Here is a 24,430-nt window from a genome sequence, read left to right as displayed (position 1 = left end):
GCCCGCACGCGCGCGGCGGGCGCAGTGCGGGCCGGGGTGCCGGGGGACGGGTCAGGCGAGGCCGGCGACCGCGTCCCGGAGGGGGGCAATGTCGGCGTAGAGGAGTTCCACGCTGTGGAGGTGGGCGCCGTCCTGGTCCTCGGGGTGCCGGTGGTCCGGGCCGGTGAGCAGCAGGCGCCCGTCCGGGCGTCGCTCCGCGCGGACGTCGGCCGTGGACTGCCCGCTCTCGGCCTTCCAACGGCCGTAGCTGGGGTGGTCGATGATCTGGTCCAGCGCGGCGAGGAGCGCGGAAACGGGCGCGGCCGGGGTGGCGAAGGTGTCCGGGCCGAGGGTGAGCCAGGCCGCCGCCCGCTCCTCCTCGGTGTAGTCGACGCCGCCGCCGACCTCGCGCCAGTCGGTGGCGCCGCCGGCCTCGCGGATGCGGTACCAGCCGTGGAGGTAGGTCGTCGCGGTCAGCTCCGCGTGCGTGGTGTTGGCCTCGACGTTGTACCAGGGCCGCATGTCGGCGGTCGGGGTGAGGCAGGCGCCCATCGTGTGCTCCTTCGGGGTGCGGGATTTGCAGGCTAACGGGGAGGGGGCGGCCAGCGGGCCGCCCCCGGGCGGGTCAGGGGGTGGTGGTCGGGGCGAAGAAGTCGTTCAGGAACTCCTCCAGGTCCATGGGCTCCTCGGCGGCCGGCTCCTCGACGGGGGCGGGCGGCTGGACGGAGGCGAGGAGGGAGGCCAGGAAGTTCTTCGCGCCCATCGGGGGGCGGGGCTCCTCGACGGCTGGGGGCTCCACGGTGGCGTTCGGGTCGATGAACTCGTGGCAGTCGGCGAACAGGGTGTCGGTGGGGTCCAGGTCGAACTTCACCGGGGGGTGGGGGCGGGTCATGGCCTTGAAGTTGGGGAAGGACGGGGCCTCGAACTTGCGCTTCTCGATCCGCTTGACGGCGCGGTGCGCGTCCTGGGCGGCGATGAGGTCCGGGCCGCTGTTGTGGTTGCGCGCCTTCGCATCCGCCTTGCGGGCGGTCGCCTTGGCAGCGGCCAGGGCCTGGTCCTTCCCGGCGGCGTGCAGCTCCTCCAGGGTGGCGCGGACGGCGCGAGTGTGGGCGGTCTCCATCTGGCGGACGGTGCCGGTGCGCTCGGTGCGCACGGTGTGGGTCGTGCCGTACACGGTGACCGTGGTCTCGCGGTAGTCCATGGTGCTGCTCCCTGCCTGGTGGTGCGGGCTCCAACACCCACATATTTGCAACATAAGGTTGCAATGTCAAGTTGCATGGCGAGGGTGTCCGGGCAGGTCAGGCGCAGGGAGGCCCGCACCGGGCACGGTGCGCGGTGCGGGCGAGGGGCAGTCAGGGGCGGTCGACGGTCACCCACTCCCACGCGCGGCCGGTCACCTCGTCCTCGGCCGTCGGGTTGGTGATGACCATGCCTCCGGGGCCGGTGCTGATCTCCCGGACGGTGACGGGCTCCGGGGTGCTGGTGATCACGTCCCCGACCTTGAGGTCGTCTGCCTGGATCTTCTTCTCGGGCATGTCGGTCTCCTGGGGGTCGAGGACTAGCGGCGGCGGGTGTACGGCGGCAGCGTGCGGTCGGCGGCGGTCACCAGGTCCACGGCGCGGCGCTGCCCGGGGATGCGCGCGGCCTCCCGCAGTACGGCCGGGAGCACGTCCGCCGGGACGATGCGCACGCCCTGGAACACGAGCTCGCTCGCCGGCCGACCCTGGGGGCCGACGAGGGGCGCGCCCTCGATGGCGACGATCGCGGTGACCGGCACGCCGAGGGCGCGCGCGACGGCCGCGGCCTCGTCCCGGGCGCTGGTGACGCGGCCGGAGACGTCGCGGTCGCCGTGCCACACGCGGCCGACGCGCACGGTCACCGGGTAGCGGCTGGTCCACAGCTTGGGGTCCAGGACGAACACGCCGCCGTTGGGTGAGATCGCGAGGGCGTCCACGTTGGCCGGTCCCTCGCCGGACGGGAGGGCGCGGTCGTAGCGCAGCGTCCAGCCCTGCCGGGCGAGGGGCTCCAGGCGCGCGGCGGCGCGCTCCTCGCCCACGGCTCCGGCCTCCCAGTTGCTTGCCTGCCGACCGGCCCGGGTGTCGATGCCGACGAGGTCGGCGAGGCGGACGAGGGGGGTGCGGAGCTGCCGGGCGCGGGCGGCGGCCGAGGCGCCGGCCCCGGTCCTCGTGCGGGTGCGGTGGTGCCTCCAGATCCACCATGCGGCGGCCAGGAGGAGGACAGTCCAGAGGGTCACGGTCGGGTCCTTTCGCGGGGCCCGGACACGGTGTCCGGGCAGGGGAGGACAGGGCGCGGACAGGGGGGCGGACACCAGGGGCCAGGAGTGTCCGCGCGGGGGCGTCGTCGCAGGTGGGACAGGGCGGACAGTGTCCGGACAGGGGGTGTCCGGCAGGGTCGTCCGGGAGTTGTTCGGGGTTGTCCTGAGCAACCGGGGCGGACAGTGTCCGGGCACTGTCCGCCCCGGTGTCCGGTCAGCTGTCCGGGGTGTCCGCGACGTGGTCGCAGGACAGTCCCTTGACCTCCTCCCAGCCGTACCGGTCCGTCCAGGAGTAGCCAGTCGTCACGCTCACGGTCTTGCCGTTGGCGCGGGCGACCGTGCGCCACTGGCCCCGGATCTTCACCCGGTCGTCGCGGTGGACGTTCTCCTTCGAGTAGCGGCCGAATGTCCCGGCCTCCCGGGCGGCGTCGAGGACGGCGCCGTCGCCGGCGATCCGCTCGACCAGGACGGCGCGCTCTCCCTCGTACTGGCGGCGCAGCGCGTCGGAGCCGGTCTGCGGGTACAGGGACAGGCCAGCCATGCGGCGGTCCAGGGCGCGCAGATCGGTCTCCAGGCGGTCGACGCGGCGCGCGGTGACGTCGGGGCGCTCCTTGTACGCCTCGGCGCGGCGGGACCCCTCGATCCAGGAGGGCATCCGCTCGGCCTCCTGGGCGGTCAGGGCCGAGCGGATCGCGGTGTCCACCGACCGCTCCAGCAGGTTGCGGTGCGCGCGCCCGCGCCGTCCGGGCATGACCGGCTGTCCGAGCGGCAGGTGCTCAACCATGGCGTCCGAGCGGCGCCGCAGTGCCTCGGCCTCCTGGGTCAGTTTCTGGCCCTTCGTGGTCAGGGCCTCGCGGCGGTCCTCCAGCCGCTCGTGCTGGTCGGCGCGCACGACGTCGTTGGGGCGGACCTCCTCGGCGATCTCGACGGTCACCGTGTGGCCGGCCGCGCGCAGCTCCTCGGCCGCGGCCTCCATGGCGACGACGCGCGGGGCGCGGTCGCGGCTGTTGCGGTGGCCGTACTGCCGCAGGGAGCGGAACCAGGTGAACCCGTAGCGCTTGAGGATGTCGCCGGTGCCGTCGCCCTTCTCCGTGTCACCGTCCACGAGGGTGCCCTCTGCCGGGGTGTGGCTGATCTTGATCGTTGCCATGGGTGGCGCCTTTCGTCTGTGATGCTCGGGCGGGTGACCGGGCCTGTCCCTCCGAGGGGGGCGGACAGGCCCGGACACTGTCCGGACAAGGGGTTAGGGGCGCAGGTCGGCCAGGAGGGCGGTCGCGTTGTCCGCGTAGATTCGGTTCGGGTCCAGGGCGCGGCTGGTCTTGACGGCGGTGTCCACGGCCAGGTTCACCAGGTCCCGCACGGTGGGGATCAGGTCGTCGCCGTCGCACTCGGTGTAGAGGCAGTGCCCGGCGTCCTCGTGGGGCTCGTACGCGCCGTCCGAGGCGAGCAGCAGGCGGCAGGGGCCGGTGATCTCCCGCGTAGTGGTCTCGATCGCGGGGTGGCCGTAGCGGTTGGTCACGTCCTCGTCGGTGCCCTCCGCGCCGAGGCAGGAGGTGATGTGGTTCCGGTTGCCGCCGTACGGATAGGTGGCGGTGGGCGGGTAGACGCGCCGCTTGTTGTGGTCGTCGGTGAGGCGCACCGTGATCCCGCGCTCCAGCAGGTACGCGCGGGAGTCCAGGCCACCGTCAGGGGCTTGCCGGGGGCCTTGACGGCGACCACGGCCGCGGCCTTGTGGCTGTAGCCGTAGTGGATGGCGTCCTCCCGGCAGAGGTTGTAGACGTGCCGCAGGCCGGCCTCCGCGTTCTCCCGGCGGGCGGCGGTGCCGGCGATCTGCCGGGCGGCGCCGAGGGCCCACCGGTGGGTCTCCTCGCGTCGGCCGATGCCGTCCAGGAGGACGTACGCGCGGGTTCCGTCCGGGGCGGTGCGGACGGCGGTGGCGTCGCACTGGCCGGGGTCGGTGCCGGTGTGCTGGGCGGTGGCGTAGGTGCGCATGGTCGTGCTCCGTTCTGGGGTGGTGGGGCCGGGGGCCGGGCCGCCCCGGGGTGGGGCGACCCGTGGGCGGGTCAGAGGCGGTTGCAGGGGCGGGCGTTGTCCACGGCGACGGCGGCGGCCACACGGGCGAAGTTGCGGTGCAGGTCGAGCAGGACGGCCAGGTGCGCGATGCGGGTGGTCTCGTCGGCGGGGCTGCTGGCGTCCAGGTCGTGGGCGGCCAGGGCGATCTGGGTGCGCAGGCGGCCTTCCTGGCGGGCGTGCTGGGTGCTCACCGGGTTGAGCTGCGGCAGGTCCACCGGGCGGCGGCTGATCGGGGCGGTGACGTAGTAGAAGACCTCGTCCGGGATGCCGGCGGCCGGGTTGTCCACGGCCAGGGCCATGCACTGGACGAGGGCCATGCCCGCGTCGATCGGGGTGGTGTTGGTGACCGTCACCCCGTCGATGACCGGGGCGTCCTCGGCCTCGAAGGCCAGGGCGGCGGTGTCCAGGTGCTCGACCATCTCGGTCAGGGCGTCCTGGGCGGGGTGGAGGGCGGCGCGGCTGAGGATGACGTAGGCCAGGGCGCGGGCGCGGGCGGCGGCGTCAACGGCGGTGGCGGTGATGGTCACGGCGGTCCCTTCCGGGGCGGGCTTTGTGCCTCTCCCTCATGTCTCCACATTTGCATCCCCATGTTGCAACGTCAAGTTGCAACAGTGGGCACACGGGTGACATTCCGAAGGACGCTCACCGGGGGCCCCGGTCAGCCGGTCATGCACTCCGCGCATCCGCCGCAGTCGCACCGGGCCACGGCCGGGGCCGGGACGGGGGCCAGGTGCTCGGCGATGAACGCGGCGGCCACGGCGCGCCGGTGATCGCGCGTCAGCCGACGGGCCTCGTCGCGGTCCCCGCCCCACCCGGACAGGGCGCCGCACGAGCACGTGGCCGCGCTGCCGCCGTCGCGGAGCATCCCGGCCCGGCCACCGGGGCGGTTGAGCCCGGCCGCGCCGTAGGGGTCGCCGGCGGACGGCCGGTACCAGCCGCGCGGCTCCGTGGTGCGGGTGCGGTGCTGCTGGGCCAGGGCCCCCAGGCGGGCCGTCAGGGACAGGCGCAGCCGCTCCCCGTCCTCGACCACCAGACCCCGGGCGCGGAGCCGTGCGGTGGTGAATGCGGGGATCTCCCACACGAGGCCGGTGATCACGCGGCGGCCGCCCTTCTCCGCGTACTGGGCTTGGCGGTCGCCGGCGACGAGGTCCAGGTCGATCCGGGTGGTGGGCGACAGGGCGCCGACCGGCATCAGCGGCTCCAGGCTGATGGACCGCTCCGCGCGGACGACGCTGCCCTCGCCGGGGCCGAACAGGTGCCGGGTCCAGGTGATGAGCGCTCCCCCGGCAGGGGTGAACTCGACCGCGTACCCCCGGCGGACTGCGGAGGTCAGGAGCATCGTGGCGTGCCGCTCGCTCGCGGTGCCCTCGGTGACTCCGGTGGAGTGCTGGACGGTCTCTCGGTACACGGGTCCTCCTGTGGCGGTGCGGTGCGGGGGGCCGGGCGCGGGTGCGCCCGGCTCTGGAGGGTGGGGAGGGTTAGCCCCTGGCGGGCTGGAAGCCGTGGGCCCGGAGGTTCTGGCGGTCCCACCAGCCGCAGTCACACAGGGGGCAGTCCTCGGGGCAGGTGCCGATCCAGCAGGGGTGGACGTAGCGGGGCTCGTCCAGGTCGAAGCCCTCACCGGCCGGGACGGGGCCGACGTGGCGGGTGCGGGCGTCCAGGACGCGGGCGATGCCCTGGGTCCAGATCGCGGCGTCCGTCTCCCCGGCCGGGAAGAAGTCGCCGGCCTTCGGGTCGTAGAACTCCGCGTGCATCCGGGTGGCCCGGTGGCCCAGCGGCAGGACCGCGCCCAGGAGGGCGCCGGTGGTGTCGCGGACCTCGTAGCCCGCCACCGGGTCCTCGCCCGCCCACTCGTCGCCGATCCACTTCCAGCCCTGGACCTGGGCGGCGGTCATGCGCACCAGGAGAACCGTTACGTCGCGGAAGGTCATGCCGGTGCCGGTGGTGCCGGTGAACTGGGGCAGGGTGCTGGTCGTAACGGTCTTGCGCATGACGTCCTCCGGGTGGCTGCTGCTGGTGGCGGGGGGCGGGGGCGGACCCCGTCGCCCTCCCGGTGGGGGGCGGCGGGGCCCACCTGGTCAGGTGCGGGCGTGGGCCGGGCAGGCGTAGACGGGGCGGAAGTGCTCGGCATGGGCGGCCTTGACGAACCGGTCGACCGTGGCGGGCTCGCCGCACTCCGGGTGTCCGAACTCCGTGGTGGTGCCGAGGTCCGCGCGGTTGCGGTTGACGGGCACCCGGCGCCAGGTGGCTGTGCACGTGCCGCGCTTGCGGTGCGGGACGCCTGCCGGGTCGGCGGTGGTCGGCTCCGGGTCGGCGGGCGCGGCCTCGGCGGTCGGGATGCCGGCGGAGTTGCAGTAGTGGGCGATCAGGCTCTGCCCCACGGCGATCACGGCGTCCTTCGGGGTGGCGCCGTCCGCGATCCGCCGGTCGTACGCGGTCCGGATCGTGTCCAGGACCGTGTCCGAGGTGACGATCCGGCCGACCGTCTCCAGGTCGTGGCCGTCGTGCCCGCCCTCCGCGATCACGCGGGTCGTCAGTGCGGCGATCTCCGCGACGGCGTCCTCGGTGCCGGTAATCCGGATCGTGCGGCTCATGACCGTTCCCCTTCCTGGTCGGGCTGGTCACCCTCCCTGACACCTCGATACTTGCACTGTTGTGTTGCAACGTCAAGTTGCAACGTGGCGTGTCGGGGTGGCGCCGGGGCTGCTCCCTGTCGGCCGGGTGCTCCCCGTCCTCGACGGCGGCCGGTGCCGACTCGCCGGCGGCCTCCCGGGCCACGGCCGCGGCCTCCTCCCGCAGTGCCGCGACCACGGCCGGGTCCAGGGAGTGGAGGCCTGCCTCCTCGTCGGTCGGGGCCCAACCCCGGGGGTGCTTGCGGCCGAGGCGGTACGTGATGCTGGCGACGCGCGCCCAGGCGTCCCACAGCCGGTCCTGCCACTCCTCGGCGGCCTGCCGCTGCTCGAACTCCTCGTACCAGCGCTCCCGCTCCGCGCGGCGCCGCTCCTCGTCGGCCCGGAACGCCTCCGAGCGGCGCGCGGCCTCCTGCCCTCCCCGGAGGGGTTGCAGCGGCAGGCCCTCCTTCTTGCGCGGGCGCTCCACGGGCTCCGGCCGGTGGAGGTCCCACACCAGCAGGGCGCGGCGGCCGTCGTCGGTCGGCTCGATGCGGGTCACCTCGTCCCGCTCGACGTCGGCGAGGAACCCGGCCGCCACCAGCGGGGGCAGGAGCGCGGCGGCCACCCGGCGGCCGGCCCTGCCGGGGGCCACGCGGCGCGGCGTGCCGTCCCCGTCGCGCACCAGCTCCCCGGCCGCGGCCCAGCGCACGGCGTCCGCGTGGCGGGTGGACCACCCCAGGGCCTTCGCCTGCCCCTCCTGCCGGTACTGCTCCCAGTGATCCACCGGCGGGGCCTGGGCCGGGATCTGCACCGGCTCGGCGGGGGCGTGCGGGGTCGGCACGTCTTCCTGGGGGGTCTCGCTCGCCGGGGCGGTCGCGGGGGCGGCAGGCGCGGGCAGGCGGTCGGCGGGGGCCGGCCCGACGCGCCCGGCGGCGTGCCACTCCCACAGCTCTCGGGCGGCCTCCAGGCTGCTGCACCACCCGACCTGACGGCCGATCCGGCACACCTCAAGGCCGTCCTTGCACGAGCAGGTCACGCGGAACTTGCCCGCATGGCGGGTGACCACGGCCTGGAGGATCCAACCCCGGTGGTCGCCGGCGACCACGTCCAGGCGGACGGCGCTCTCCACCTGCTCGGCGGTCACCACGACCAGGGTCTCCACGTCGTCCAACTGGGTCCAGGCCGGGACGTGCTCGGTGGCGGCGTGGGTCTTGACGGCCACCCACCGGCCGAGGCGGTAGACGTCGCCCACCACGGCGGCCTGCCACTGCTCCGCGTAGTTCTGCATCACCAGGTCCCCCCGGCGGACGTGCGGGGCGTCCGCGAGGGGGCGCAGCGCGGCGGCCGGGACGGTGGTGCGCTCGCGGTCGCCGGACCGGGCGGGCTCGACCTCCCAGGCGTCCTCGGCCGGGGCCATCAGCTCCCAGTCACCGGGGCGCCCGTCCACGGCCACGATGTCGCCGGTGCGGAACTGCGCGGCCGGGGCCGGGGCCGGGGCGGGTGCGGGGGCCGGCGCCTCCTCGGCGGCGGGGGCGGTCTCCTCGACGGCCGGGGCCTCGTCGCGGATGCGCTCGGCGCCACCGTTGCGGATCGAGGGCCACGGGCGGGGGGTGTCGAAGTAGCGCACCGACACGGTGAAGGGGAAGTTCGCCTCTGCCGTCCAGCGCTCCAAGGTGTCGGCGTTGTCCGCGACGACCTGCCGGGCGTGGGCGGTCTGGAGGTCCACGTACGTGTACCGGCGCTCCCCGTTCACGTAGTGGCCGGCGACCTTGAAGTCCTTCCCGGGGCCCTGGGTCAGGCCGAGTCGGCGCAGGTCGCGGGCGACGGCTACGGCCGGGGTGCGGGGGGCGGTCATCAGTGCCACGGGGGCTCCTTCGCTGGTGGGGTGGGGCGCGGTGCGCGTCCTCACCCCCACATAATGACAACACCACGTTGCAACGTCAAGTTGCAATGTGGTGCGTCGGAGTGTCGGGGGGTCAGCTCCCGGACTGGGCCAGGACCGCGAACGTCAGGGCCGCGTCCACCCCCTCGCGCCACGCTGCGCCGGCCTCCTGCTCGCCCCAGGCGCGGGCCACGTGCGCCGGTACGGGCACGCCCCGGTACGCCTGGGGTGCGGTGCGGTCGCACGGCTGCGGGGCCGGTGCGGGCTTGATGTAGGCCGCCGTCTTGCCACCCCGGGCCAGCCTCAGCTCCCCCTCGTACCAGTGGTGGGTGGCCCCGAACTGGAGCTGAGCGGCCAGGAACCGGGTCGCCTCCGCGCGGCTCTGCAGCGGGGCCGCGTCCTCCGGCCCGCCGATCACGTGGAACACCTCCGCCTCCCGGAGGCCGACGTCGTCCAGCAGGCGCGCGGCCACCTCCAGCAGGTGGGCGTCCTCCGCCTCGGCGGTGCACGGGAAGTCCCCGAACTCCACGAGGCGGGCCCGCTTGTCGCACACCAGGCACAGGAACGCGTACGCGCTGCCGGGGCCGTCGATGCCCTCCCCGGTGTTCGTGATCAGGTGGGCCCCGGCCTCCAGGCCGCGCGGCTCCTCGGCCGCGGCCTCGGTCGGCTCCTCGACGGCGGGCGCCTCCTCGACCGGGTCGGCGGCGGGCGCCGCCTCGAGGACCCCGGAGGGGGCCGGGAACAGGCCGGCCGCGCGCAGCGCGTCGCGGACGGCGTCCAGCCGCGCGGCGCCGGCCGCGCCCCGGGTGCCCGGGAGGTACCAGTAACCCTCCTTCCGGTGCCACTTGAGGTCCTGGTCGCGCAGGACCGGCGCGGACCCGTCGCCCCGGCGGGTGCCGCGCACGACGACGCCCTCCTCCTCGGTGTGGGTCACGTGGAGGCCGGGGCCGAACAGGGCGGCGGGGGCGGGCTCGGCCGGGGCGGCGGGCTCCGGCGCGGCGGCGGCCGTGGCCTCCTGGGCGGCCTTCCAGCGGCGCGGCAGGACGACCTTCCGGGCGATGTCCAGCACCTGGTTCACGCCCCAGGATCCGGCGATGAACTCGCCCTCGCAGGTGAAGCCGCCGTTCGTGGCCTGGGTGTCGGCGTCCTCGTCGTTGGCGGTCTTCCACAGGGTCAGGGCCTCGGCGCGGACCTCGTCGGACACCTCGTGGTGGAGGCTGATGTGGTCGACCACGGGCTTACCGGTGACGCGCTTGCCGTCGATCGTGACGGTGACCTCGTTGCCGGTGGACTCGTAACGCTCGTCATAGCCGTTCCAGGAGGACCCCTGCATGGGGCGGGCGATGGCGGCGACGTCGGCGTCGGTGGGGCCGTCCGTCCAGGTCACGTCGATGCTGGCGGAGCCGGTGCCCCGTCCGCGACGGACGTAGAACTTCGCGCCGGGGAACTCGGCGGTCAGCCGGCGCTTGAGCTCGGCGGACACGTAACGGGCGTCGATGTACGTCGTCATGGCGCTGCTCCTGGTTCCGGGGGGCTTGGTGCCTCCCTCCACACACATAGTTGCACCCTCATGTTGCAACGTCAAGTTGCGACATGGGGGTGCGTGTCGGATGGGCCGGGCGGAGGGGACGCCCGGCCCGGGTCGGTCAGGCGGCGGGAGCGGCGGACACGTCCACCAGGACGTCGTCCTGGTCCGCGTAGTCGGCGGCGTACGCGGCCAGCAGCTCCGGCAGCTCCAGGACGGCGGTGGTGGTGTCGAAGCGCAGCAGGGCCGCGCGCTCGCCGTTCTCGATCCGGACGGCGCTTACGGAGTAGAGGGCGGCAACCATGGGGGGCCTCTCGGTGGTGGTGCGGTGGTCGGGTGGTCAGGAGGCGGCGAGGGTCGAGCGGACGCCCAGGCGCCACCCGTCCCCGAGCGGGGTGGTCCAGGCCCCGCGCACGAGGGCGGGCACGGCCACCCCGGCGTACGTGGTGGGGACGGTGGTCAGGAGGGCGTCGCACTGGCCGCACAGGGCCAGGCCGTGCGCCTGGGCCTGGTGCTCGGGCATGACCTCCTGGCCCCGGTACGTCTCGGGCTTGCCGTTCAGGGCCGGGCAGGCGGAGTCCGGGTGGTAGGCGGTGCGGTGGGTGCCGATGCGCACGTGGACCGTGCGGGCCGGGGGCTCGACGGCCGGCGGTGCGGCGATGTGGGCCGCGGCCTCCTCGGCGTCGGTCACGCCGATGCCGTGCTCGACCCCGGGGCCGACGAGGCGCCACCCCCACTTCGCGCCCATGTACGTCAGCTCCCAGCAGGCGCCCGCGTGCTGGACGGTGCGGGTGACCCGGGTGCCGGGCTTGATCGGGCCCAGCTCCAGGCCGGCAGCGGCCAGGGCGGCGGTCATGCCCTCCAGGGCGGCGGCGGGGATCGTGCGGGGCAGGTGCGACATCGCGGGCTCCGTTCCTCGGGCGGTGCGGGGTGGCGGCCGGGCCCTCCTGGGCCCGGCCGGGGTGAGGTGGGTCAGGCGCAGGTGCAGGGGGCCGGGTCGCTCGCGTACTCCGCGAGCGTCCGGTCGAGCACCCGGCGGTGGTGGTCCCGGTACTCCTCCAGCCGGTCGGTGCGCCGGCCCTTGCTCGCCGCGAGCTGCACGTAGCGCTCGCGCTCGGCCACCTCGCGGCGCTGGTCCAGGACGTCGGCGGCGCGGGAGTAGGCGGCGCAGGAGAAGGAGGTGAAGACGGACCGTCCGGCGGGGGTCGTGCCCACCGGCACGACGCGGGCGCAGTCGTAGGTGACGGTCTCCGGGCTCTGGCAAACGGTCATGCCCTGGGGCAGGTCCACGGTGGTGCCGGACGGGAAGGTGAGGGTCTGCATCGGTGGCGTCCTCTCGGGGGGTGGGGGGCCGGGCACCGTGGGGTGCCCGGCCGGGCGGGGTGGGTCAGGCGGCGGGGGCGAGGACCAGGGCCGGGGCGGCGGCAACGGCGACCTTGAACGTGTCCTTACGGCCCTTGCGCGGGGGCACCAGGCCCTGGTCCGCGTAGTCCAGGGCGACCTGGTCGCCGTCCAGGACGGTGCCGCCGGGGGTGCGGGCGACGGTCACGCGGCCGAAGACCCCCACGGGGATCTGTCGCAGCCACTTCTTCTCGGCGTCGGCGGCCTTCGCATAGGTCTTGGCCTTCGCGTCCAGCTCCGCGAACCGGTCGGCGTGCTCCTCGATCTCCTCGACGGCGGGCAGCTCCTCGGCCGGGAGGACCGGGTCGGCGGCCGGGGCGGTCGTCAGGGCGGTGCGGCCCAGGCGCTCGGCGATCTCCCCGACGGTGTGGGCGGCGCTGCGGGCGGCGCGGCGGGCGAGGGCGTCCAGGCGGCGGGCGGCGGTGCGCGCGGCGCGGCGGGCGACGGTGGCCTCCGCCTTCGCGTCCTGGGCGGCGGTGGCCAGGGTGGCGCACTTCACGGTCAGGCGCTCCACCCGGCGCTCGGCGGCGGCCAGGCCCTTGCCGGTGCGGATCGCGGTGCGCAGCTCGCGGCGGGCGGTGGCGGCGGCGGTGCGCGCGTCCTTGAGGCGGGCGGCGGCGCGCTCGGCGCGGGCGGCGGTGCGGGTCTCCTCGCGGCCGGCGACCTTCGCGGTGGTCTCGGCGTCGGCGAGGCGGGCCATCATCTGCGCGGTCTTGGCGGTGCTGTTCATCGCGGTGTCCCTCCGTCTGGTCCAGGCCCCTCGCCCTTCCCGATACCCATAGTGTTGCAACATGAGAATGCAACGTCAAGTTGCAAAGGGGGGTGCGGGGTCCTTTCACCCGGGCGGGTCATCCGGCCTGGTCCGGCGACGTGTTGACCGGTGATCAGCGGCGTCCGCTGAACAGTTCTGAACACCCCTGAACGGCCGGTCGCCCCGTCCTCGGCGTGCGAGGCGGGGCGTCCGTGGCGGGGCGGTCAGGGGTGGTTCAGCGGACCGGGGCCACCCAGTACTTCGTGGCCACGCCCCACAGGTGGGTCTCACGACCGGTCGCGTCCTGGGCGTACCGGGTGCCGTGGGCCATCCAGGTCCGGGTGATCGTCAGGGGCTCCCCGGTGCACTGCTTGCGGTCGTTGGCGGGGCGGAACTCCTCGCCGTTATCCTCGCCGTACAGGAGGAACGGGGTCTCCATGCCCTTGAGCGTGCGCCACTCCGGGGCGACGGCCGGGGCCTCAGCCTCCTCCACCACGGGGGCCGGCGCCTCCTCGGCCACCGGGGCGGGGGCGTCCTCGACCACGGGGGTCGGGGCGGGCTCCTCGACCGGGGTCGCGGCCGGGGTGCTCATCGCGCGGGCGGCCTCCCGGTTCTCGATGACCCGCTGGACCTCCTTGCGGCGGCGCAGGACCCGCGTAGCGGCCAGGACGGCGGCCATGTCCACGGCGCCGACCTCGGCGGGGGCGTCCTCCTGGATCGGGGTGCCGGTGAAGTCCACCCGGATCGGGGCGGCCTCTCCGCGCACCCACACCCGCTCACCCTGGGCGTCCCGGGCGACGATCACGGCCACCTTGTTGACCGTGAACCGCTCGTCGGCCGCGTTCCAGCGGGGCATCCGGCGCATCTTGGCCACGGTCTCCACCACGGCGTCCGCGTCCAGGGTCAGGACCCGCTCGTCGTTGTCCTTGCCGTTGGCGTGCAGCACCTCCACGGCGGCGGTGTACGCGGTCACCTGGACCAGCGCGGCCGGGGCGGGCTCGATGTCGTCCACCTCCGGGGCGTCCTCCACCTGGGCGGGCTCCTCGTCCTGGACCAGCTCGGCGGCGGCCGGCTCGATGTCGTCCACCTGCGGGGCGTCCTCGGCGTCGACGGCCGGGGCGGCCGGCTCCTCGTCGGCGGGCGCGTCCTCGACCAGCTCCGCGGCCTCCTCGACGGCCGGCGCCTCGGTCTCCTCGACCTCCGGGGCCTCAACCTCGGCGGCCGGGGCGGCGGCGCGCTCCTCGGCGATCCGGTTGCAGGCGACGCACTCCTTCATCTTGGCGGCCTCGGCGGGGGCCAGGACCCGGGACACCGTCCGCTCGCACAGGGTGTCCGCGCTGAACGCCTCGGCGTCCGTCTTGTGGGCGGTCCGGCCCTTGCCGACCTGGGCCGGGGCGTACTGGGCGGTGGCGGTGGTGGCGGTCATGGTGTCCTCCGGGGCTTGTGGGGCGGTCCGTTCGTCCGTCCCGATACCCATAGTGTTGCAACATGAGGTTGCAATGTCAAGGTGCAGGTGGACCCTGGACCACGTTCACCCCTGCGGGTCACGAGGGCGCCGGCCGCAACGACCGGACGCCCCGCCTCGTACGAGGCGGGGCGTCCTGGGCGGCGACGGGCCGGGGTCTCACCCCTGGCGCTGCACGTCCGGCACGTGGGCGAACAGGCACTGCGCGGACCGGCCCATGCGCTCCGTCTCCCACCCCTCGCGCTTCATCCGGTCCTCCAGGCAGTCAAGGGCCGCGCCGTGCAGCGGCGTGTCCCGGCGGATGATCTCCCCGCCCTCCAGCCAGTAGATGGCCACCCGGCCCTGTCCGCGCGGGTTGACCATGTACCCGCGCACGTCCTCCTCCTCTTCGGTCGGCTCGGAGACGTCGTGGTGGTCGGTCAGGCGCGCGGCGGCCAGGCCGGCGAGCGCGCGGCGCGCGGCGAGGACGTCCGGGTGCTCGACGTCGCGGGGCGCGCATCCCTCCGTGGCGCCGTCGTGCTGGACGATCACGCCCTCCACGACTCGCCGGGCCGGGGCGTTCTCGTGCGGGGTGTTGTCGCTCGCGCGCAGGGCGTCCAGGCCCCGGCGGATCTCCGCGACCGGGCGCGCGGCGAGCGCGGGCATCAGGTCGTGGCTCGTGGGGGCCAGGGTGCCGGCCTCGTGGTGGTCGAGGACGGCGCGCTCGGACTGCCACCGGTACTCCGTGCCCACCTGGGAGATCAGGCGCCCGTACGCGGTCACCCACCCGTAAGCGGCCTGGGTGCCGTACCCGGTGCGGAAGGTCCAGCCGACCGGCCGGTCCCGGTCGCCGGCGACCACCGGCTGGAACACGGCGGAGGAGGCGTACGCGGCGCGGGCGGTGATGCGGGCCACGGCCTCCTCCAGGACGGCGGCGCGGTGCTCGGGGTTGAGGGCGTCCGGGTGGTCACACACCCCACACAGGCGCTGGAACGGGACGCCGTCCGCTGCCTCGTCGCTGGACTCCACCACGTACACCCCGCACTCCTGGCAGCGGACATCGCGGCTGCGGACGCGGCGGCGGTAGGTGATCCGGTCCTCCACCGTGAACTGGACGGGATAGGCGGCGCCGTCCAGGACCAGGTCCACGAAGTGCGGGTTGCCGTCGCGTGCCTGGCAGTCCGTCACCGTGAACGTCTCGCCGTCCAGCTCCACGACGTCGCCGGGCTTGGCTGTGACGGCGAGGAAGGACGGGCGCGGCGGGTTGTAGCTGAACGCGGTGGTGTGGCGGCGGGTCAGCTCCTCGCGGTGGGCGCGGGGGGTCAGGAGGCTGCCGGGGCAGTGCCCCATGGTGCCGGGGGTGCGCTCGTGGACGTCCATGGTGCCGTCCTGGCGGGCCGGGGCGAGGTGGTCGGCGTAGCCGCACAGGGCGCGGGGGCCGGTGTAGCCCTCGGGGGCGTGCAGCTCCAGCTCCCGGGCGTGCTCGCACTCGCTCGCGATCCACTGGGCGCCGCCCTCCACGATCACGCGCAGCGGCTCGCCGGCGAACTCCGGGGCCATGGCGGAGACGGTGCGCACCTTGCCGTCCGCGCAGACGATCAGGTCGCCGGGCTTGAAGGGGCCGGGCTGTCCGGGCTCGGCCATGCGCTCCGCGATGCGGTCGACGGTCGCCGGGGGCAGGGGAGCACCGTGGCGGTGCGCCTCGGCGGCGCTGCGGTCGTCCATCGTCGCGCGGTAGGTGGCGCGGGCTGCGGTGACCTTCGCCCGCTGCTCGGCCAGGGCGGCGGCACGCTGGACGGCCGGGTCCTGGCGGTTGGCGTGCCGCTGGTCGGACAGGACGGCGGTCGGCAGCATCGCGGCGGCGTCCTCCCGGGTGGGCTCCAGGGCCATGGAGAACGTGCGGTCGAGGGTGATGAACCCGTACCGGGTGCGGCCGTGGGACTCGGCGCGGAAGGTGTAGCCCAGGAGCGTGCCGTTCGCGTCCTCGGCGGTCCGGAAGTCCTGCGCCGTGGTGTGGACCTGGATCACGATGCCGCGCGCCTGGTCCGGCAGCAGGAGGGTGGTGTCGCGGACGGGGGAGGGCTCGACCCAGGCGCGGAACAGGCACGGGCCGCCGTACGTCTCCATGCCGGTGATCGTCCAGCCCAGGGCCTCCAGCGCGCGGCCGGCGTTGCGCTGCGGGTCGTAGGGCAGCTCCTCGTCCAGGACCGGGGTGGTCTCGCCCTCCAGGGTCACCGTGATCCGCTGGACGCGCTGCTCCCCGGCGAGGTCGGTCACGTAGTCCGCGAGGTAGCGGGGCGCGGCCGGGGCGGCGGCCGGGGCCGGCGCCTCGGTGGTGTCGGTGTCCGTGCCGTACGCCTCGGCGAGGGCGCCCGCGAGGCTCACGCGCTTCGTGAAGCGGCCGGTGTCCTGGGGGCGGGGCTTGCCGGTGAGGTGGGTGTAGAGGGCCCAGCCGAGCGGCGTGAGGAAGTAGCCGACGTGCCCGCGCTCGTCGCGCCCTTCACCGATGAGGCCGCGGCGGTGGACCGCGCCGTGGGTGCCTCCGCCGCGGCCCAGGTTGGTGCGGGCGGTGCTCCCCTGGGGGTTGTTGTCGCCCCAGAAGATCAGGGCCTCGGTCATGCGGGGGGTCATGCCGGCTGCGATCTCGGCGAGCGTCTGGGCCATGGGTCCTCCTCGGTGCGGGGGTGGGCTGTCCACCCGTCCAACACTCATAGGGTTGCATCACTATGTTGCGATGTCAAGTTGCAACATGATGGGGTGCCCGACACGCGGTAGCGGTGCCGCGTTGCAACCTGATGTGGCACACTGCCCTCATGGCGACCCACACCCCCGAACAGACCGCGCTGGCAGAGCTCGACCGGCTGACCTCGGCATTCACCCAGGCCACGACCCGGTTGGACACCGCCCGCGACACCCTCCACGCCGCGATCGTGCGGCACCTCAAGGCACGCAGCGCACCCCCGGGCAAGCTCGCGGACCACACCCCCTACGACCGCAACCACGTCGGCCGGCTCAGTAAGGCGGCAGGCGTTCCCCCTCTGCGGGGGCCGGACGCGGCGCCGGCGCCTGTGTACGACGAGGAGACCGAGAGGGCGGCCCTCGCCGAGCTGGACAAGCTGACGGCCGCGTTCAACCGCGCCCAGGCGAAGGTGGACGCCGCGCGCGACCCGCTCCAGGAGGCGATCGTGCGGCACTACTCGGCGCGCACCCTGACGCCCGGGGTGATCGCGCAGCACGTCCCGTACGACCGGAACCACGTCGGCAGGATCGTCAAGGCGGCCGGCGCCCCGCTCATCCGGGGCTGAGGACCAGCGGGGGACAAGCCGAAAGGGGCCGCGCACTGGGGAGTGCGCGGCCCCTTCGTCGTGGGAACGAGGGGAGGGCCGCACGCGGAGACGTGTGGCCCTCGGGGGGTGTCCGGCCCGGCTCGTGGTGCGGGCCGGGGGGTGGTCTACATGTGGCGGAATATGACCAGGACGACGATCACGGCGAGCATGATCCCGCCGCCGATCCACTGGTTACGCGGGACGTCGGCGAGGTCGGCAAGGCGGAACGGCTCCCGCTCGGGCGTGGCGTTCGCCCGCGCGCAGCAGCAGCACTGCGCCGGGTGTGCGTGCTGGTCGTGGCTCATGGCCGTCCCTCCCGTAATTCCGATCACCCCCACTATGGCGCACATCGTTGATCCACTGCTACATGCTGCTCCCGGACGGGCACCCAGGGTCAGCCTTCCCAGCGCTCAATCTTGGACGCGGACGGCCCGCGCTCGGGGTCCGGGACGGACCGGAAGCCTCGCGCGATCTCCTCCAGGGTCCACCGGCCATGCTCTCCGCCCGCTCTCCACGACTCTCCGCCCCCGGAGAGATTCGCAGGTCGGGAGGGGTGGAGAGTGGGCGGAGAGTGGTCTCCAGCCCCTTCTGGGGCGTTCCCAGGGGAGGGCAGTGGCGGGAGCTGTGTGCGGTGCACTCCGGCCCTCCCAGCGACCCCCCTCGCACGGAACGTACGGGAGGGGTCATAGCCGGCCGCGACGAGGTGCTCCCGCAGCTCCTTATCCGTGGCCTGGGAGAGGCCGGGGAGGTGCTTCCGCATGAGGGGGCGGAGGTCGCCCAAGTGCACCCCGTTCTCAGCCCCGATCGCCTCCCGCAGGAGAGCGGTCAGGGGGTCCTCCAGCGGGGCCGGCGGGGGCTCCTCCTCGGCCTCCTCGGGGGACTGCTCCGAGGCCTCGCCGGGGGCGTCGCCGGGGGCGTCGTCGGGGGCGTCGTCGGGGGCGTCGTCGGGGGCGTCGTCGGAGGGTGCCGGGCGACGGAACAGACGGGCCGCCCACGACGCCCGGGGAGGGTCGGCTGGCTTCCCCTTGGACACCTCGGGGATCTCCTCGACGTCGCCCTCGGCCGGCTTCTCGGCGGGGGCGTCCTTCCTCTTCGCGGGGGTCTCGGCGCCCTTCTCAGCCGCGGCCCCCTTCTTCCCGTCCCCCTTGCCTGCCTCCTTCTTCGCGGGCTTGCTTACGGGAATCTCGATGTGGCCGGTGGCCCCCATGACGGTGGCCATCAGGACCAGGCCGAGGGCGACCCACGGGGTGTACGGGTGCTCACCGGACAGCTTGACAGCGGCGTACACGAGGGCGGCCACCCCGCCGAAGCGGGCGCCGAGGCTGCCGCGCTTGCCGTACTTCCCGGACAGCCACCCGGTGAGCAGGGCGAGGATCACGCCGACTCCCCCGGCGTACCAGGCGACCATCCGGCCGATGGCGCGAAGCAGCCGGCCGACCGCGCGGAACAGCCGCGCGAGCGCGCGGAACAGCGGGGGGCCGACCTCCTTGGCGAGGGGGCCGAGCTCGCGGAGCGGGCGCGGGTCGACGTACGGGCGGAGGTCCGGGACGGTCATGTAGCCACGGGTCGCCGGCGCCTCCTCCTCGTCCCACTCCCCCGCCTCGGCGTCGCCCTCGTCGTCGTGGTCCTGGACGTGGTCGTCGTCGGCCTCGTCCAGGCCGTGGTCTGGGGTTTCGTCGTCGGGCTCGTCGTCCTGGTCGCGGTCCGTGTCCGGCTCGGGCGCCCGGCGGGGGGCGATGACGGCCGCGGCCGGGGCGAGGGCGGGGACCAGGACAGGGCGGTCCCCCGGCCCCGGCGCCTCGTCGGGCTCGGGGTCGGGGACGACGTGGAGGTGGGCGCCCATCACGCGAAGCTGTTCATGATCGTGGTGATCTTGTCGGCGATCAGGGTGAACCCGCCGCCCGCACCAGTGGCCACGTTGAAGTAGATGATGCCGATGATGGCCACCTGCCGGGTCGTGAGCTTCTTGTAGAGGATCACGGCGGTGAGGAAGAGGCCGATACCGGCCATCGCGACGCCCGGGAAGACCTCGCCGAACAGGCCGAGGAGGTCCTGCACCAGGCTGGAGACGAGGTTGAACGGCGTCCCGGCCGCGTTGTAGGCGGCCCCGGCGACCATGGCCAGGAACAACGTCCACCACCAGCCGAGCGGCTTCACCTTGCCGCCGGTCGTGGTGCCGAGCCACAGGAAGCCGGTCAGGCCGAGGGCGAGACCTGGGGCGCCGAAGGCGGGGAGGAGGGTGTCCATGCTGCTTTCCGTTCAGGGAGGGGTGGTCAGGCGGCCGGGTTGCCGTACAGCAGCACGCCGACGATCATCGAGACGAGGGGGATGCGGGTCAGCCAGGAGAAGACCGGGAACCAGCCGCGCGTGCGGTAGTCCAGGGCCCAGAGGGCGACCGCGACGCCGTACCAGACGCAGACGTAGAAGTCGGTCCACGAGTCGTAGGTGTCGACCAGGTAGGCGACCTCAGCCGTGAAGAACTGGGGGACGCCGAGGTAGAACCCGGCCCCCAGCGCGGTGCCGTTGTAGAGCAGGTGCCGCTGCTTGCGGGACACCCCTGACCAGACCTCGATCAGGGCTTTCTTCCGCTCCGCGGAGTCCTTGGCGTAGACGGGTCGGCTGTAGGACTTCTGGCCGGTGCCCCGGATGCCCTGGGTCCAGCGCTGCCGGATCGAGGGCGGGACCGGGTCGGGCTTGGCGTCCTCGCCGTCCTCTCCCCCGTCGTCGTCTTCCTTGGTGACGTCGGTGAGTTCGTCGTAGTCGTCGGGGACCTCAAGCTGGGTCTCGCAGGCAGCGCACCAGAACGCGAGGAGCTGCCCGGTGACCTTGTTGCGGACTTCGTGCGGCTCGGGGTGCTGGCACGGCCCGGACGGGCGAGCGGGCGCGGCCGGCGCCGTCTTGGGCTTGGCCTCCGGGACGGCCTGGGCGTCGGGGGTGAGGTCGGTCTTGCAGTCCGGGCACCAGTGGGGGATGACCTCGCCGGTGTCCTTGACCGTGAAGGTGTAGGGCATCGGGTGCTGGCAGGCCTGGGCCGTGGGCGCGGCGGCGGTGATGTCCGCCTTCGGTGCCCACCAGGCGGGCACGTCGTGGTTGTCGTCGCGGGCCTCCCGGCCCACCCGGGCCGCCGGGATGGTCGGCGGCTCGGTGGGCATGGGCGGGGCCTCGGGGGCTGCCTCCTCGTCGGCGGGCTCCTCGTCCGCCTCGGGGGCGCCCGCGCGGCGGAACTGGAAGACGTCGCGTACGCGGAACGGGCGCTCGTCCTCCGGAGCCTCGGCCTCGCGGGTCTCCTCCTCGGTGGTGTCACTCACCACGCCCCCCAGTTGAGGAGGGCGACGAGGAGACCGCCAGCGGGCTGGTCCTGGTCGACGTCGTCCTCGAGGCGGAGGGCCTCGGGCTTGTCGTCCTCGTCGGCAGGGTGCGGGACGGGGGGCATGTCGTTGAGCCCGAGGCCGCGCCGGAGGAGGATCCCCCGGACGCGGAGCTCGTCGGCTCCGGGGGCGGCGCTCACCAGGCACCCCAGTTCAGGAGGGCGGTCACCAGCCCGGCGAAGGCGGCGAGGCCGCCGAGGAACCGGGTGTCGCTCTGCCGCCCGTACAGGGCGAGGAGCAGGCCGAGGAGACCGGCTCCCAGGAGCAGGTAGATCATGACGCCTTCTTCTTGAGCTTGTCCTCGATCCGGCGGCGCGTGCGGGGCACGGTCTGGACGTTCTTCGGGTCGTCGCCGTGCACCTCGTTGACGCGCTGGATCAGGGCCTCGTCGGAGATGGAGGGGTTGGCCGCCAGGGCGGCCCGGATGGTGTCGGACTTGAAGGGGCCGCCGACTGCGTGGAGGGCCGGGGGCTCCGGGGCCTCGGTCGCCGGCGGAACGGGCGCCTCTGCCGGGGCCGGGGCGGCAGGAGCCGCGGCCGGGGCCTGCTGCTCGCCGCCCTGGTCGACCACCGGAGGGGCCGGAGGGGCCGGAGGGACCGAGGGTGCGGAGATGGTTACCGCCGGGACCGGGGCCTGGACCACGGGGACCTGGACCACGGGGGCCGGGACCACGGGGGCCGGGACCGAGGCCGTGGCCTGGACCGGGGCCGTGGCCTGGACGACGGGCGGGGCGGGCGCAGCGACCGGCGCCGGGATGGGCTCTGCTGCGGCCTGGGGAAGGTTGTGCCGCGCGGTCTCCGCGCTCGCCAGGATCGCCTCCGCGGCCTGGTACTCCGCTCCGCCCACGGCCCGCTGGTACGCGGCCCGCCGGTTGAGGCGGCGCACCCGGGCGCCGAGGAGCGCGCGGCCGGCGAGCTTCTGCTCCTGGTTCTGGACCCAGTGCGCAACGCCCGCGTCGAGCGGGACGGCGTACTCACGGAGCAGTAGCCACCATGAGCCCTTGGCGACCAGGTCGACGCACGCGCCGAACCCGCCCGCCCACTCCTGGTGGAGGGTGTGGCCGTACGCCGCGACGGCACCCATGCTGAGCAGCAGGAAGAACCACCCGGCGATCTTCGCGGCCCGGGCCCGGTCGGGCGCCGTGCGGTTCAGCCACTCGATCCCCAGGCAGTACAGCCACGCGATGGCGAACACGGAGCCCATGCCGTACGCGACGACCGAGGGGACCAGGGGGTCGAGGAGGCCGCCGAGACTGGCCGTACCACCCGCCACGGCGACGGCCGTGAAGCCCACCGCGATCCCGGTGACGCCTTTCAGGATCAGGTCGTCCCACTCGCGCGGCGGAACCGGCTCCCAGCCGTCGTAGGGCTCACGGCGGGTCGAGGGGACGCCGTCAATGACGGTCGTCTCCGTTCGGTACAGCCGGACCTTCCGGTACTTCACGCCCGGGATGCGCTGCTGCTCGTGGTCGGGGGTGGGGTGGGTCATCATGGCGCCCTTCGCGCTCGTGGGACGGACGGAGAGCCGGGCCCACACGGGGTGGGCCCGGCCGGTCAAGGGCGGGGGCGAGGAGGTGGCTACCGGCGTCCGCGTGTGCGTTCGCGCTGCCGGTCGGCGTCCTCCCACGCCTGGCCCTGTTGGGCCGCCTCCTGGATGCCCCGGGCGCGGTGCTGGTGCTGCCGCACCCGGGCGGCCCGGTCGGAGGCGGATTCACGGCCCGCGTATTTCGTGGCCGCGAGCTTTCGGTCATTGCCGATCAGGCGGTCGAGGAGGCCCATCAGCGGCCGCCCCTGTCGGCTCCGGCGGACTGCGCGCCGTTCTGGCGGGCGGTATCGGTGGCGGCGGCGACGTTGGCCTGGTCGCGCTGCGGGGCGGCGTTGCGGTAGGCGTCGCGGGCCTCGGCGAGGAGCTTGGCGGCGTTGCTCATCAGCACGTCCCCCGTCCACGGCAGGCGGCGCACGACTTCCAGGTCTTGCGGATCACGCCGCCGGACGAGGTGTCCACCTCCTTGCCGCCCTGGCCCTTGCACGTCCCGCACTGGCGGGCGACGGCCGGCGACGCGACCGCGCGGGCGAGGGCGAGGGCGAGGCTGGTGTCGGTCCACCCGCCGCACTTGCCGCACACGAGCTGTCGGCCGTCGCGGCGCATCGGGCGCCCGCAGCAGGTCAGGCTGCTGGACGGCTGCGGGCCGGGCTGCTGGGGGATCTTCACCGGGACCGGCTCCGTGCGCGGAGCGGGGATACCGGGGATGCGGGGGATGGCCGGGTCGTTGTCGCCGTCGGGCCACTCGTGACCGGCGGCCAGGGGGGCGCGCTCCAGGAGGGCGGTCATCATGCCTGGCCCCCGTTCGCGGCCAGGACCTCGCGCAGCAGGGCGGCGTACGCGCCGCGCGTGCTGCCCTCGGGGATCTCGGGGGCGAGGGCGAACGCGGCCTTCGACATCGCGGGGCCGTCGCCGTGGAGGCTGCGGTCCGCGAGGTTGTAGGCCTCCGCGCCGATGCACACCAGGAGGTTGTGCGTCTCCAGGAGGTCGGTCGGGTTGGTGGTCTCGAAGTGGCCGGCGACGGCGGCGAGCACGAGCTCGGCCGCCTTCCCGGTGTCCACGGACGTCTGATCAGTACAGTTGGGCACTGCGTCAGCTCCTGTCGATAGCAGGTCTGGCGCCCTGGCCCCCACGGGGCCGGGGTTGAGGCGGTGTCCGGGTCAGCGACCCCCGGGCACCGCCGTTTTCATCAGCCCCGACCTCCGCGAGCGACCACGAGGTCGGGGCCTTGTGACAAGCAACATGAGGTTGCTTGCTCGACTGTAAGGGACTCCCTTACAGTCGAGCAAGCGGCGCCCCGAGAAAAGGGACGGGATGGCCGAGGAAAAGGCGGTTGAAGAGGAGGCGCGGCGCGTGTTGACGGCGTTCAACGACCTCGTCGAGATGACCGACGAGGCGGCCCAGGCGCGGGCGATTAGCCAGGTGCTACGGGACCAGCCAGCGAACACTCAGAGGCTGAAAGCGATCCGGCGCGCGTACGTGCTCCGCCGACGAGCCGAGAACATTTCCTATCGAAAGATCGCGGCGGAGCTGGGCGTGTCGGCCGGCACCGTCCAGGACATCGAGCGGGGGTACTCAGGCTCGGGGCGGGATCGACCCCGGAAGAAGACCGGGGCCGAGGACGAAACGGACTGACCTGCCACGCCTGCCGGTGGGGGCCGGGCGGCGTGGACGTCCGCCCGGCCGGTACGGGCCCAACCGTGCCCGGCAGGACGGAGGCGCGGCGTGGCCGGTACGACGCATTCGTGATGATGCTCCTCGGCGCCTGTGTCGTCGCCCTGGTGGCGGTGATCGCTCGGGCTCGGGTGGAGATCGCCCGGATCGACGCGAAGGACGTGAGGCGAGGAGCGGACGGCCGTCGCTGACCGCCGTGGCGTCCTGGTGGCCCCCTGTCACGCGAGCGGCAGGGGGCTTTCTGCTGCTGGTCACCAGGCTGTTCGGGACAACCTGTCCGGACGGTGTCCAGGTGCGTCCGGACAAGGGTCGGCGGAGGCTGGGGGCATGCCTGGACGCCTGCCCGTGGTCGTGCATCCGCCGAGTCCGACCGGCGGGCGCCGGGTGCGCGCGGACGGGCAGATCCTCGGGTTGGCGTACGGCCTGGGTGACCTCGTGGAGTTCTTGCGGCGGGCTGGCCTGGAGGGCCTGGACGAGGAGGACGTCGCCGCGTCGGAGCTGATCGAGTGGCGCGGGGGCGGGCCGGACGTGTGGGGACCCTTGGGGGCGTGACCCGCCCGGCCGGGGCGCGCGGCGGA

The 24,430-nt window shown here is 74.2% G+C and carries 33 protein-coding genes; 4 read left to right on the top strand and 29 right to left on the bottom strand.

Going from position 1 to position 24,430, the window contains the following annotated elements:
- Positions 1-51: 51 nt before the first annotated feature.
- The 18 genes from IE185_RS08285 to IE185_RS08205 all read right to left on the bottom strand — a co-directional run bounded on the left by IE185_RS08285 (position 52) and on the right by IE185_RS08205 (position 16,606).
- A complete protein-coding gene (locus tag IE185_RS08285) occupies positions 52-531 on the bottom strand; it encodes a hypothetical protein (RefSeq protein WP_189714899.1) in 480 nt (159 codons plus the stop codon).
- Between the two features lie 73 nt (positions 532-604).
- Complete coding sequence (locus tag IE185_RS08280) at positions 605-1,180, bottom strand: hypothetical protein (protein ID WP_189714897.1); 576 nt, start codon at positions 1,178-1,180, stop codon at positions 605-607.
- Positions 1,181-1,331: 151 nt separating this feature from the next.
- Positions 1,332-1,514, bottom strand: a complete 183-nt coding sequence (locus IE185_RS08275; protein ID WP_138899551.1) for a hypothetical protein — start codon at positions 1,512-1,514, stop codon at positions 1,332-1,334.
- A 23-nt stretch (positions 1,515-1,537) separates the two neighbouring features.
- Positions 1,538-2,233 (bottom strand): nuclease-related domain-containing protein, encoded by a 696-nt coding sequence (locus IE185_RS08270; protein WP_138899550.1) that lies wholly within the window; start codon positions 2,231-2,233, stop codon positions 1,538-1,540.
- Between the two features lie 235 nt (positions 2,234-2,468).
- The gene (locus IE185_RS08265; RefSeq protein WP_138899381.1) at positions 2,469-3,404 is read right to left on the bottom strand and encodes a DUF3560 domain-containing protein; all 936 of its coding nucleotides are present in this window, start codon (positions 3,402-3,404) and stop codon (positions 2,469-2,471) included.
- 93 nt (positions 3,405-3,497) lie between these two features.
- Positions 3,498-3,773 carry a hypothetical protein gene (locus tag IE185_RS33010; RefSeq protein WP_229843392.1) on the bottom strand — a complete coding sequence of 92 codons (276 nt, stop codon included), beginning with the start codon at positions 3,771-3,773 and terminating at the stop codon, positions 3,498-3,500.
- The gene (locus IE185_RS33005; RefSeq protein ID WP_229843391.1) at positions 3,770-4,246 is read right to left on the bottom strand and encodes a hypothetical protein; all 477 of its coding nucleotides are present in this window, start codon (positions 4,244-4,246) and stop codon (positions 3,770-3,772) included. The genes IE185_RS33010 and IE185_RS33005 overlap by 4 nt, the downstream gene beginning before the upstream one ends.
- A gap of 71 nt (positions 4,247-4,317) precedes the next feature.
- Positions 4,318-4,854 carry a hypothetical protein gene (locus tag IE185_RS08255; protein WP_189714894.1) on the bottom strand — a complete coding sequence of 179 codons (537 nt, stop codon included), beginning with the start codon at positions 4,852-4,854 and terminating at the stop codon, positions 4,318-4,320.
- Between the two features lie 131 nt (positions 4,855-4,985).
- Positions 4,986-5,735 carry a hypothetical protein gene (locus IE185_RS08250; protein WP_189714892.1) on the bottom strand — a complete coding sequence of 250 codons (750 nt, stop codon included), beginning with the start codon at positions 5,733-5,735 and terminating at the stop codon, positions 4,986-4,988.
- Between the two features lie 70 nt (positions 5,736-5,805).
- Positions 5,806-6,318 carry a hypothetical protein gene (locus IE185_RS08245; protein ID WP_189714890.1) on the bottom strand — a complete coding sequence of 171 codons (513 nt, stop codon included), beginning with the start codon at positions 6,316-6,318 and terminating at the stop codon, positions 5,806-5,808.
- An 87-nt stretch (positions 6,319-6,405) separates the two neighbouring features.
- Positions 6,406-6,921, bottom strand: coding sequence for a hypothetical protein (locus IE185_RS08240; RefSeq protein WP_189714888.1), 516 nt, complete (start codon positions 6,919-6,921; stop codon positions 6,406-6,408).
- 1,994 nt (positions 6,922-8,915) lie between these two features.
- Positions 8,916-10,331, bottom strand: coding sequence for an LPD29 domain-containing protein (locus tag IE185_RS08235; protein WP_189714886.1), 1,416 nt, complete (start codon positions 10,329-10,331; stop codon positions 8,916-8,918).
- 136 nt (positions 10,332-10,467) lie between these two features.
- A complete protein-coding gene (locus IE185_RS08230; protein WP_138899539.1) occupies positions 10,468-10,650 on the bottom strand; it encodes a hypothetical protein in 183 nt (60 codons plus the stop codon).
- 36 nt (positions 10,651-10,686) lie between these two features.
- The gene (locus tag IE185_RS08225; protein ID WP_138899540.1) at positions 10,687-11,247 is read right to left on the bottom strand and encodes a hypothetical protein; all 561 of its coding nucleotides are present in this window, start codon (positions 11,245-11,247) and stop codon (positions 10,687-10,689) included.
- Between the two features lie 71 nt (positions 11,248-11,318).
- Positions 11,319-11,669, bottom strand: coding sequence for a hypothetical protein (locus tag IE185_RS08220; protein ID WP_189714884.1), 351 nt, complete (start codon positions 11,667-11,669; stop codon positions 11,319-11,321).
- 64 nt (positions 11,670-11,733) lie between these two features.
- The gene (locus tag IE185_RS08215) at positions 11,734-12,477 is read right to left on the bottom strand and encodes a hypothetical protein (RefSeq protein WP_189714882.1); all 744 of its coding nucleotides are present in this window, start codon (positions 12,475-12,477) and stop codon (positions 11,734-11,736) included.
- A gap of 256 nt (positions 12,478-12,733) precedes the next feature.
- Positions 12,734-13,924, bottom strand: coding sequence for a hypothetical protein (locus IE185_RS08210; RefSeq protein WP_189714880.1), 1,191 nt, complete (start codon positions 13,922-13,924; stop codon positions 12,734-12,736).
- A gap of 198 nt (positions 13,925-14,122) precedes the next feature.
- Complete coding sequence (locus IE185_RS08205) at positions 14,123-16,606, bottom strand: hypothetical protein (protein ID WP_138898567.1); 2,484 nt, start codon at positions 16,604-16,606, stop codon at positions 14,123-14,125.
- Positions 16,607-16,755: 149 nt separating this feature from the next.
- Here IE185_RS08205 and IE185_RS08200 point away from each other — a divergent pair, with 149 nt between their 5' ends.
- Positions 16,756-17,247: a hypothetical protein gene (locus tag IE185_RS08200; RefSeq protein WP_138898568.1), complete on the top strand. Its 492-nt coding sequence runs from the start codon at positions 16,756-16,758 to the stop codon at positions 17,245-17,247.
- A gap of 146 nt (positions 17,248-17,393) precedes the next feature.
- Here IE185_RS08200 and IE185_RS08195 read toward each other — a convergent pair whose 3' ends face one another.
- The 11 genes from IE185_RS08195 to IE185_RS08145 all read right to left on the bottom strand — a co-directional run bounded on the left by IE185_RS08195 (position 17,394) and on the right by IE185_RS08145 (position 23,266).
- Entirely contained in the window at positions 17,394-17,573 is a 180-nt protein-coding gene (locus IE185_RS08195) for a hypothetical protein (RefSeq protein ID WP_189714878.1), read from the bottom strand.
- An 89-nt stretch (positions 17,574-17,662) separates the two neighbouring features.
- A complete protein-coding gene (locus tag IE185_RS08190; RefSeq protein WP_189714876.1) occupies positions 17,663-19,111 on the bottom strand; it encodes a hypothetical protein in 1,449 nt (482 codons plus the stop codon).
- Positions 19,111-19,515, bottom strand: a complete 405-nt coding sequence (locus tag IE185_RS08185) for a hypothetical protein (RefSeq protein WP_138899720.1) — start codon at positions 19,513-19,515, stop codon at positions 19,111-19,113. Before IE185_RS08185 ends, IE185_RS08190 begins: the two co-directional genes overlap by 1 nt.
- Before the next feature lie 26 nt (positions 19,516-19,541).
- Positions 19,542-20,576, bottom strand: a complete 1,035-nt coding sequence (locus IE185_RS08180) for a hypothetical protein (protein ID WP_189714874.1) — start codon at positions 20,574-20,576, stop codon at positions 19,542-19,544.
- Positions 20,573-20,776 carry a hypothetical protein gene (locus tag IE185_RS08175; protein ID WP_138899658.1) on the bottom strand — a complete coding sequence of 68 codons (204 nt, stop codon included), beginning with the start codon at positions 20,774-20,776 and terminating at the stop codon, positions 20,573-20,575. Before IE185_RS08175 ends, IE185_RS08180 begins: the two co-directional genes overlap by 4 nt.
- Positions 20,773-20,913, bottom strand: a complete 141-nt coding sequence (locus IE185_RS08170) for a hypothetical protein (RefSeq protein WP_170198465.1) — start codon at positions 20,911-20,913, stop codon at positions 20,773-20,775. Before IE185_RS08170 ends, IE185_RS08175 begins: the two co-directional genes overlap by 4 nt.
- Positions 20,910-22,127, bottom strand: a complete 1,218-nt coding sequence (locus IE185_RS08165; RefSeq protein WP_189714872.1) for a hypothetical protein — start codon at positions 22,125-22,127, stop codon at positions 20,910-20,912. Before IE185_RS08165 ends, IE185_RS08170 begins: the two co-directional genes overlap by 4 nt.
- Before the next feature lie 86 nt (positions 22,128-22,213).
- Positions 22,214-22,414, bottom strand: a complete 201-nt coding sequence (locus IE185_RS08160; RefSeq protein ID WP_138899308.1) for a hypothetical protein — start codon at positions 22,412-22,414, stop codon at positions 22,214-22,216.
- Positions 22,414-22,563 (bottom strand): hypothetical protein, encoded by a 150-nt coding sequence (locus IE185_RS08155; protein ID WP_170198438.1) that lies wholly within the window; start codon positions 22,561-22,563, stop codon positions 22,414-22,416. Before IE185_RS08155 ends, IE185_RS08160 begins: the two co-directional genes overlap by 1 nt.
- On the bottom strand, positions 22,563-22,970 hold the full coding sequence (locus IE185_RS08150; RefSeq protein ID WP_138899309.1) for a hypothetical protein: 408 nt from the start codon (positions 22,968-22,970) through the stop codon (positions 22,563-22,565). Before IE185_RS08150 ends, IE185_RS08155 begins: the two co-directional genes overlap by 1 nt.
- Entirely contained in the window at positions 22,967-23,266 is a 300-nt protein-coding gene (locus tag IE185_RS08145; protein WP_138899310.1) for a hypothetical protein, read from the bottom strand. The genes IE185_RS08150 and IE185_RS08145 overlap by 4 nt, the downstream gene beginning before the upstream one ends.
- A 226-nt stretch (positions 23,267-23,492) precedes the next feature.
- On the opposite strand from IE185_RS08145, the gene IE185_RS08140 reads away from it, so the two are divergent.
- From IE185_RS08140 to IE185_RS08130, 3 genes are all read left to right on the top strand, one after another.
- The gene (locus tag IE185_RS08140) at positions 23,493-23,813 is read left to right on the top strand and encodes a helix-turn-helix domain-containing protein (protein ID WP_138899311.1); all 321 of its coding nucleotides are present in this window, start codon (positions 23,493-23,495) and stop codon (positions 23,811-23,813) included.
- 65 nt (positions 23,814-23,878) lie between these two features.
- Positions 23,879-24,043 (top strand): hypothetical protein, encoded by a 165-nt coding sequence (locus IE185_RS08135; protein ID WP_170198439.1) that lies wholly within the window; start codon positions 23,879-23,881, stop codon positions 24,041-24,043.
- Positions 24,044-24,179: 136 nt separating this feature from the next.
- Complete coding sequence (locus IE185_RS08130) at positions 24,180-24,404, top strand: hypothetical protein (protein WP_189714870.1); 225 nt, start codon at positions 24,180-24,182, stop codon at positions 24,402-24,404.
- Positions 24,405-24,430: the final 26 nt, after the last annotated feature.

It is taken from the genome of Streptomyces chryseus, from assembly GCF_014650755.1.
In the GTDB taxonomy this organism is placed as follows: domain Bacteria; phylum Actinomycetota; class Actinomycetes; order Streptomycetales; family Streptomycetaceae; genus Streptomyces; species Streptomyces chryseus.
Note: the sequence above shows the minus strand (reverse complement) of the source record. Positions and strands in the feature narration are given on the sequence as shown.

Bases quoted from the DNA above. Each gene is read 5' to 3' on its own strand.
- IE185_RS08285 (WP_189714899.1), bottom strand. From the start codon at position 531: ATGGGCGCCTGCCTCACCCCGACCGCCGACATGCGGCCCTGGTACAAC.
- IE185_RS08280 (WP_189714897.1), bottom strand. From the start codon at position 1,180: ATGGACTACCGCGAGACCACGGTCACCGTGTACGGCACGACCCACACC.
- IE185_RS08275 (WP_138899551.1), bottom strand. From the start codon at position 1,514: ATGCCCGAGAAGAAGATCCAGGCAGACGACCTCAAGGTCGGGGACGTG.
- IE185_RS08265 (WP_138899381.1), bottom strand. From the start codon at position 3,404: ATGGCAACGATCAAGATCAGCCACACCCCGGCAGAGGGCACCCTCGTG.
- IE185_RS33005 (WP_229843391.1), bottom strand. From the start codon at position 4,246: ATGCGCACCTACGCCACCGCCCAGCACACCGGCACCGACCCCGGCCAG.
- IE185_RS08245 (WP_189714890.1), bottom strand. From the start codon at position 6,318: ATGCGCAAGACCGTTACGACCAGCACCCTGCCCCAGTTCACCGGCACC.
- IE185_RS08240 (WP_189714888.1), bottom strand. From the start codon at position 6,921: ATGAGCCGCACGATCCGGATTACCGGCACCGAGGACGCCGTCGCGGAG.
- IE185_RS08235 (WP_189714886.1), bottom strand. From the start codon at position 10,331: ATGACGACGTACATCGACGCCCGTTACGTGTCCGCCGAGCTCAAGCGC.
- IE185_RS08230 (WP_138899539.1), bottom strand. From the start codon at position 10,650: ATGGTTGCCGCCCTCTACTCCGTAAGCGCCGTCCGGATCGAGAACGGC.
- IE185_RS08225 (WP_138899540.1), bottom strand. From the start codon at position 11,247: ATGTCGCACCTGCCCCGCACGATCCCCGCCGCCGCCCTGGAGGGCATG.
- IE185_RS08220 (WP_189714884.1), bottom strand. From the start codon at position 11,669: ATGCAGACCCTCACCTTCCCGTCCGGCACCACCGTGGACCTGCCCCAG.
- IE185_RS08215 (WP_189714882.1), bottom strand. From the start codon at position 12,477: ATGAACAGCACCGCCAAGACCGCGCAGATGATGGCCCGCCTCGCCGAC.
- IE185_RS08210 (WP_189714880.1), bottom strand. From the start codon at position 13,924: ATGACCGCCACCACCGCCACCGCCCAGTACGCCCCGGCCCAGGTCGGC.
- IE185_RS08205 (WP_138898567.1), bottom strand. From the start codon at position 16,606: ATGGCCCAGACGCTCGCCGAGATCGCAGCCGGCATGACCCCCCGCATG.
- IE185_RS08200 (WP_138898568.1), top strand. From the start codon at position 16,756: ATGGCGACCCACACCCCCGAACAGACCGCGCTGGCAGAGCTCGACCGG.
- IE185_RS08195 (WP_189714878.1), bottom strand. From the start codon at position 17,573: ATGAGCCACGACCAGCACGCACACCCGGCGCAGTGCTGCTGCTGCGCG.
- IE185_RS08190 (WP_189714876.1), bottom strand. From the start codon at position 19,111: ATGGGCGCCCACCTCCACGTCGTCCCCGACCCCGAGCCCGACGAGGCG.
- IE185_RS08185 (WP_138899720.1), bottom strand. From the start codon at position 19,515: ATGGACACCCTCCTCCCCGCCTTCGGCGCCCCAGGTCTCGCCCTCGGC.
- IE185_RS08170 (WP_170198465.1), bottom strand. From the start codon at position 20,913: ATGATCTACCTGCTCCTGGGAGCCGGTCTCCTCGGCCTGCTCCTCGCC.
- IE185_RS08165 (WP_189714872.1), bottom strand. From the start codon at position 22,127: ATGATGACCCACCCCACCCCCGACCACGAGCAGCAGCGCATCCCGGGC.
- IE185_RS08160 (WP_138899308.1), bottom strand. From the start codon at position 22,414: ATGGGCCTCCTCGACCGCCTGATCGGCAATGACCGAAAGCTCGCGGCC.
- IE185_RS08155 (WP_170198438.1), bottom strand. From the start codon at position 22,563: ATGAGCAACGCCGCCAAGCTCCTCGCCGAGGCCCGCGACGCCTACCGC.
- IE185_RS08150 (WP_138899309.1), bottom strand. From the start codon at position 22,970: ATGATGACCGCCCTCCTGGAGCGCGCCCCCCTGGCCGCCGGTCACGAG.
- IE185_RS08140 (WP_138899311.1), top strand. From the start codon at position 23,493: ATGGCCGAGGAAAAGGCGGTTGAAGAGGAGGCGCGGCGCGTGTTGACG.
- IE185_RS08130 (WP_189714870.1), top strand. From the start codon at position 24,180: ATGCCTGGACGCCTGCCCGTGGTCGTGCATCCGCCGAGTCCGACCGGC.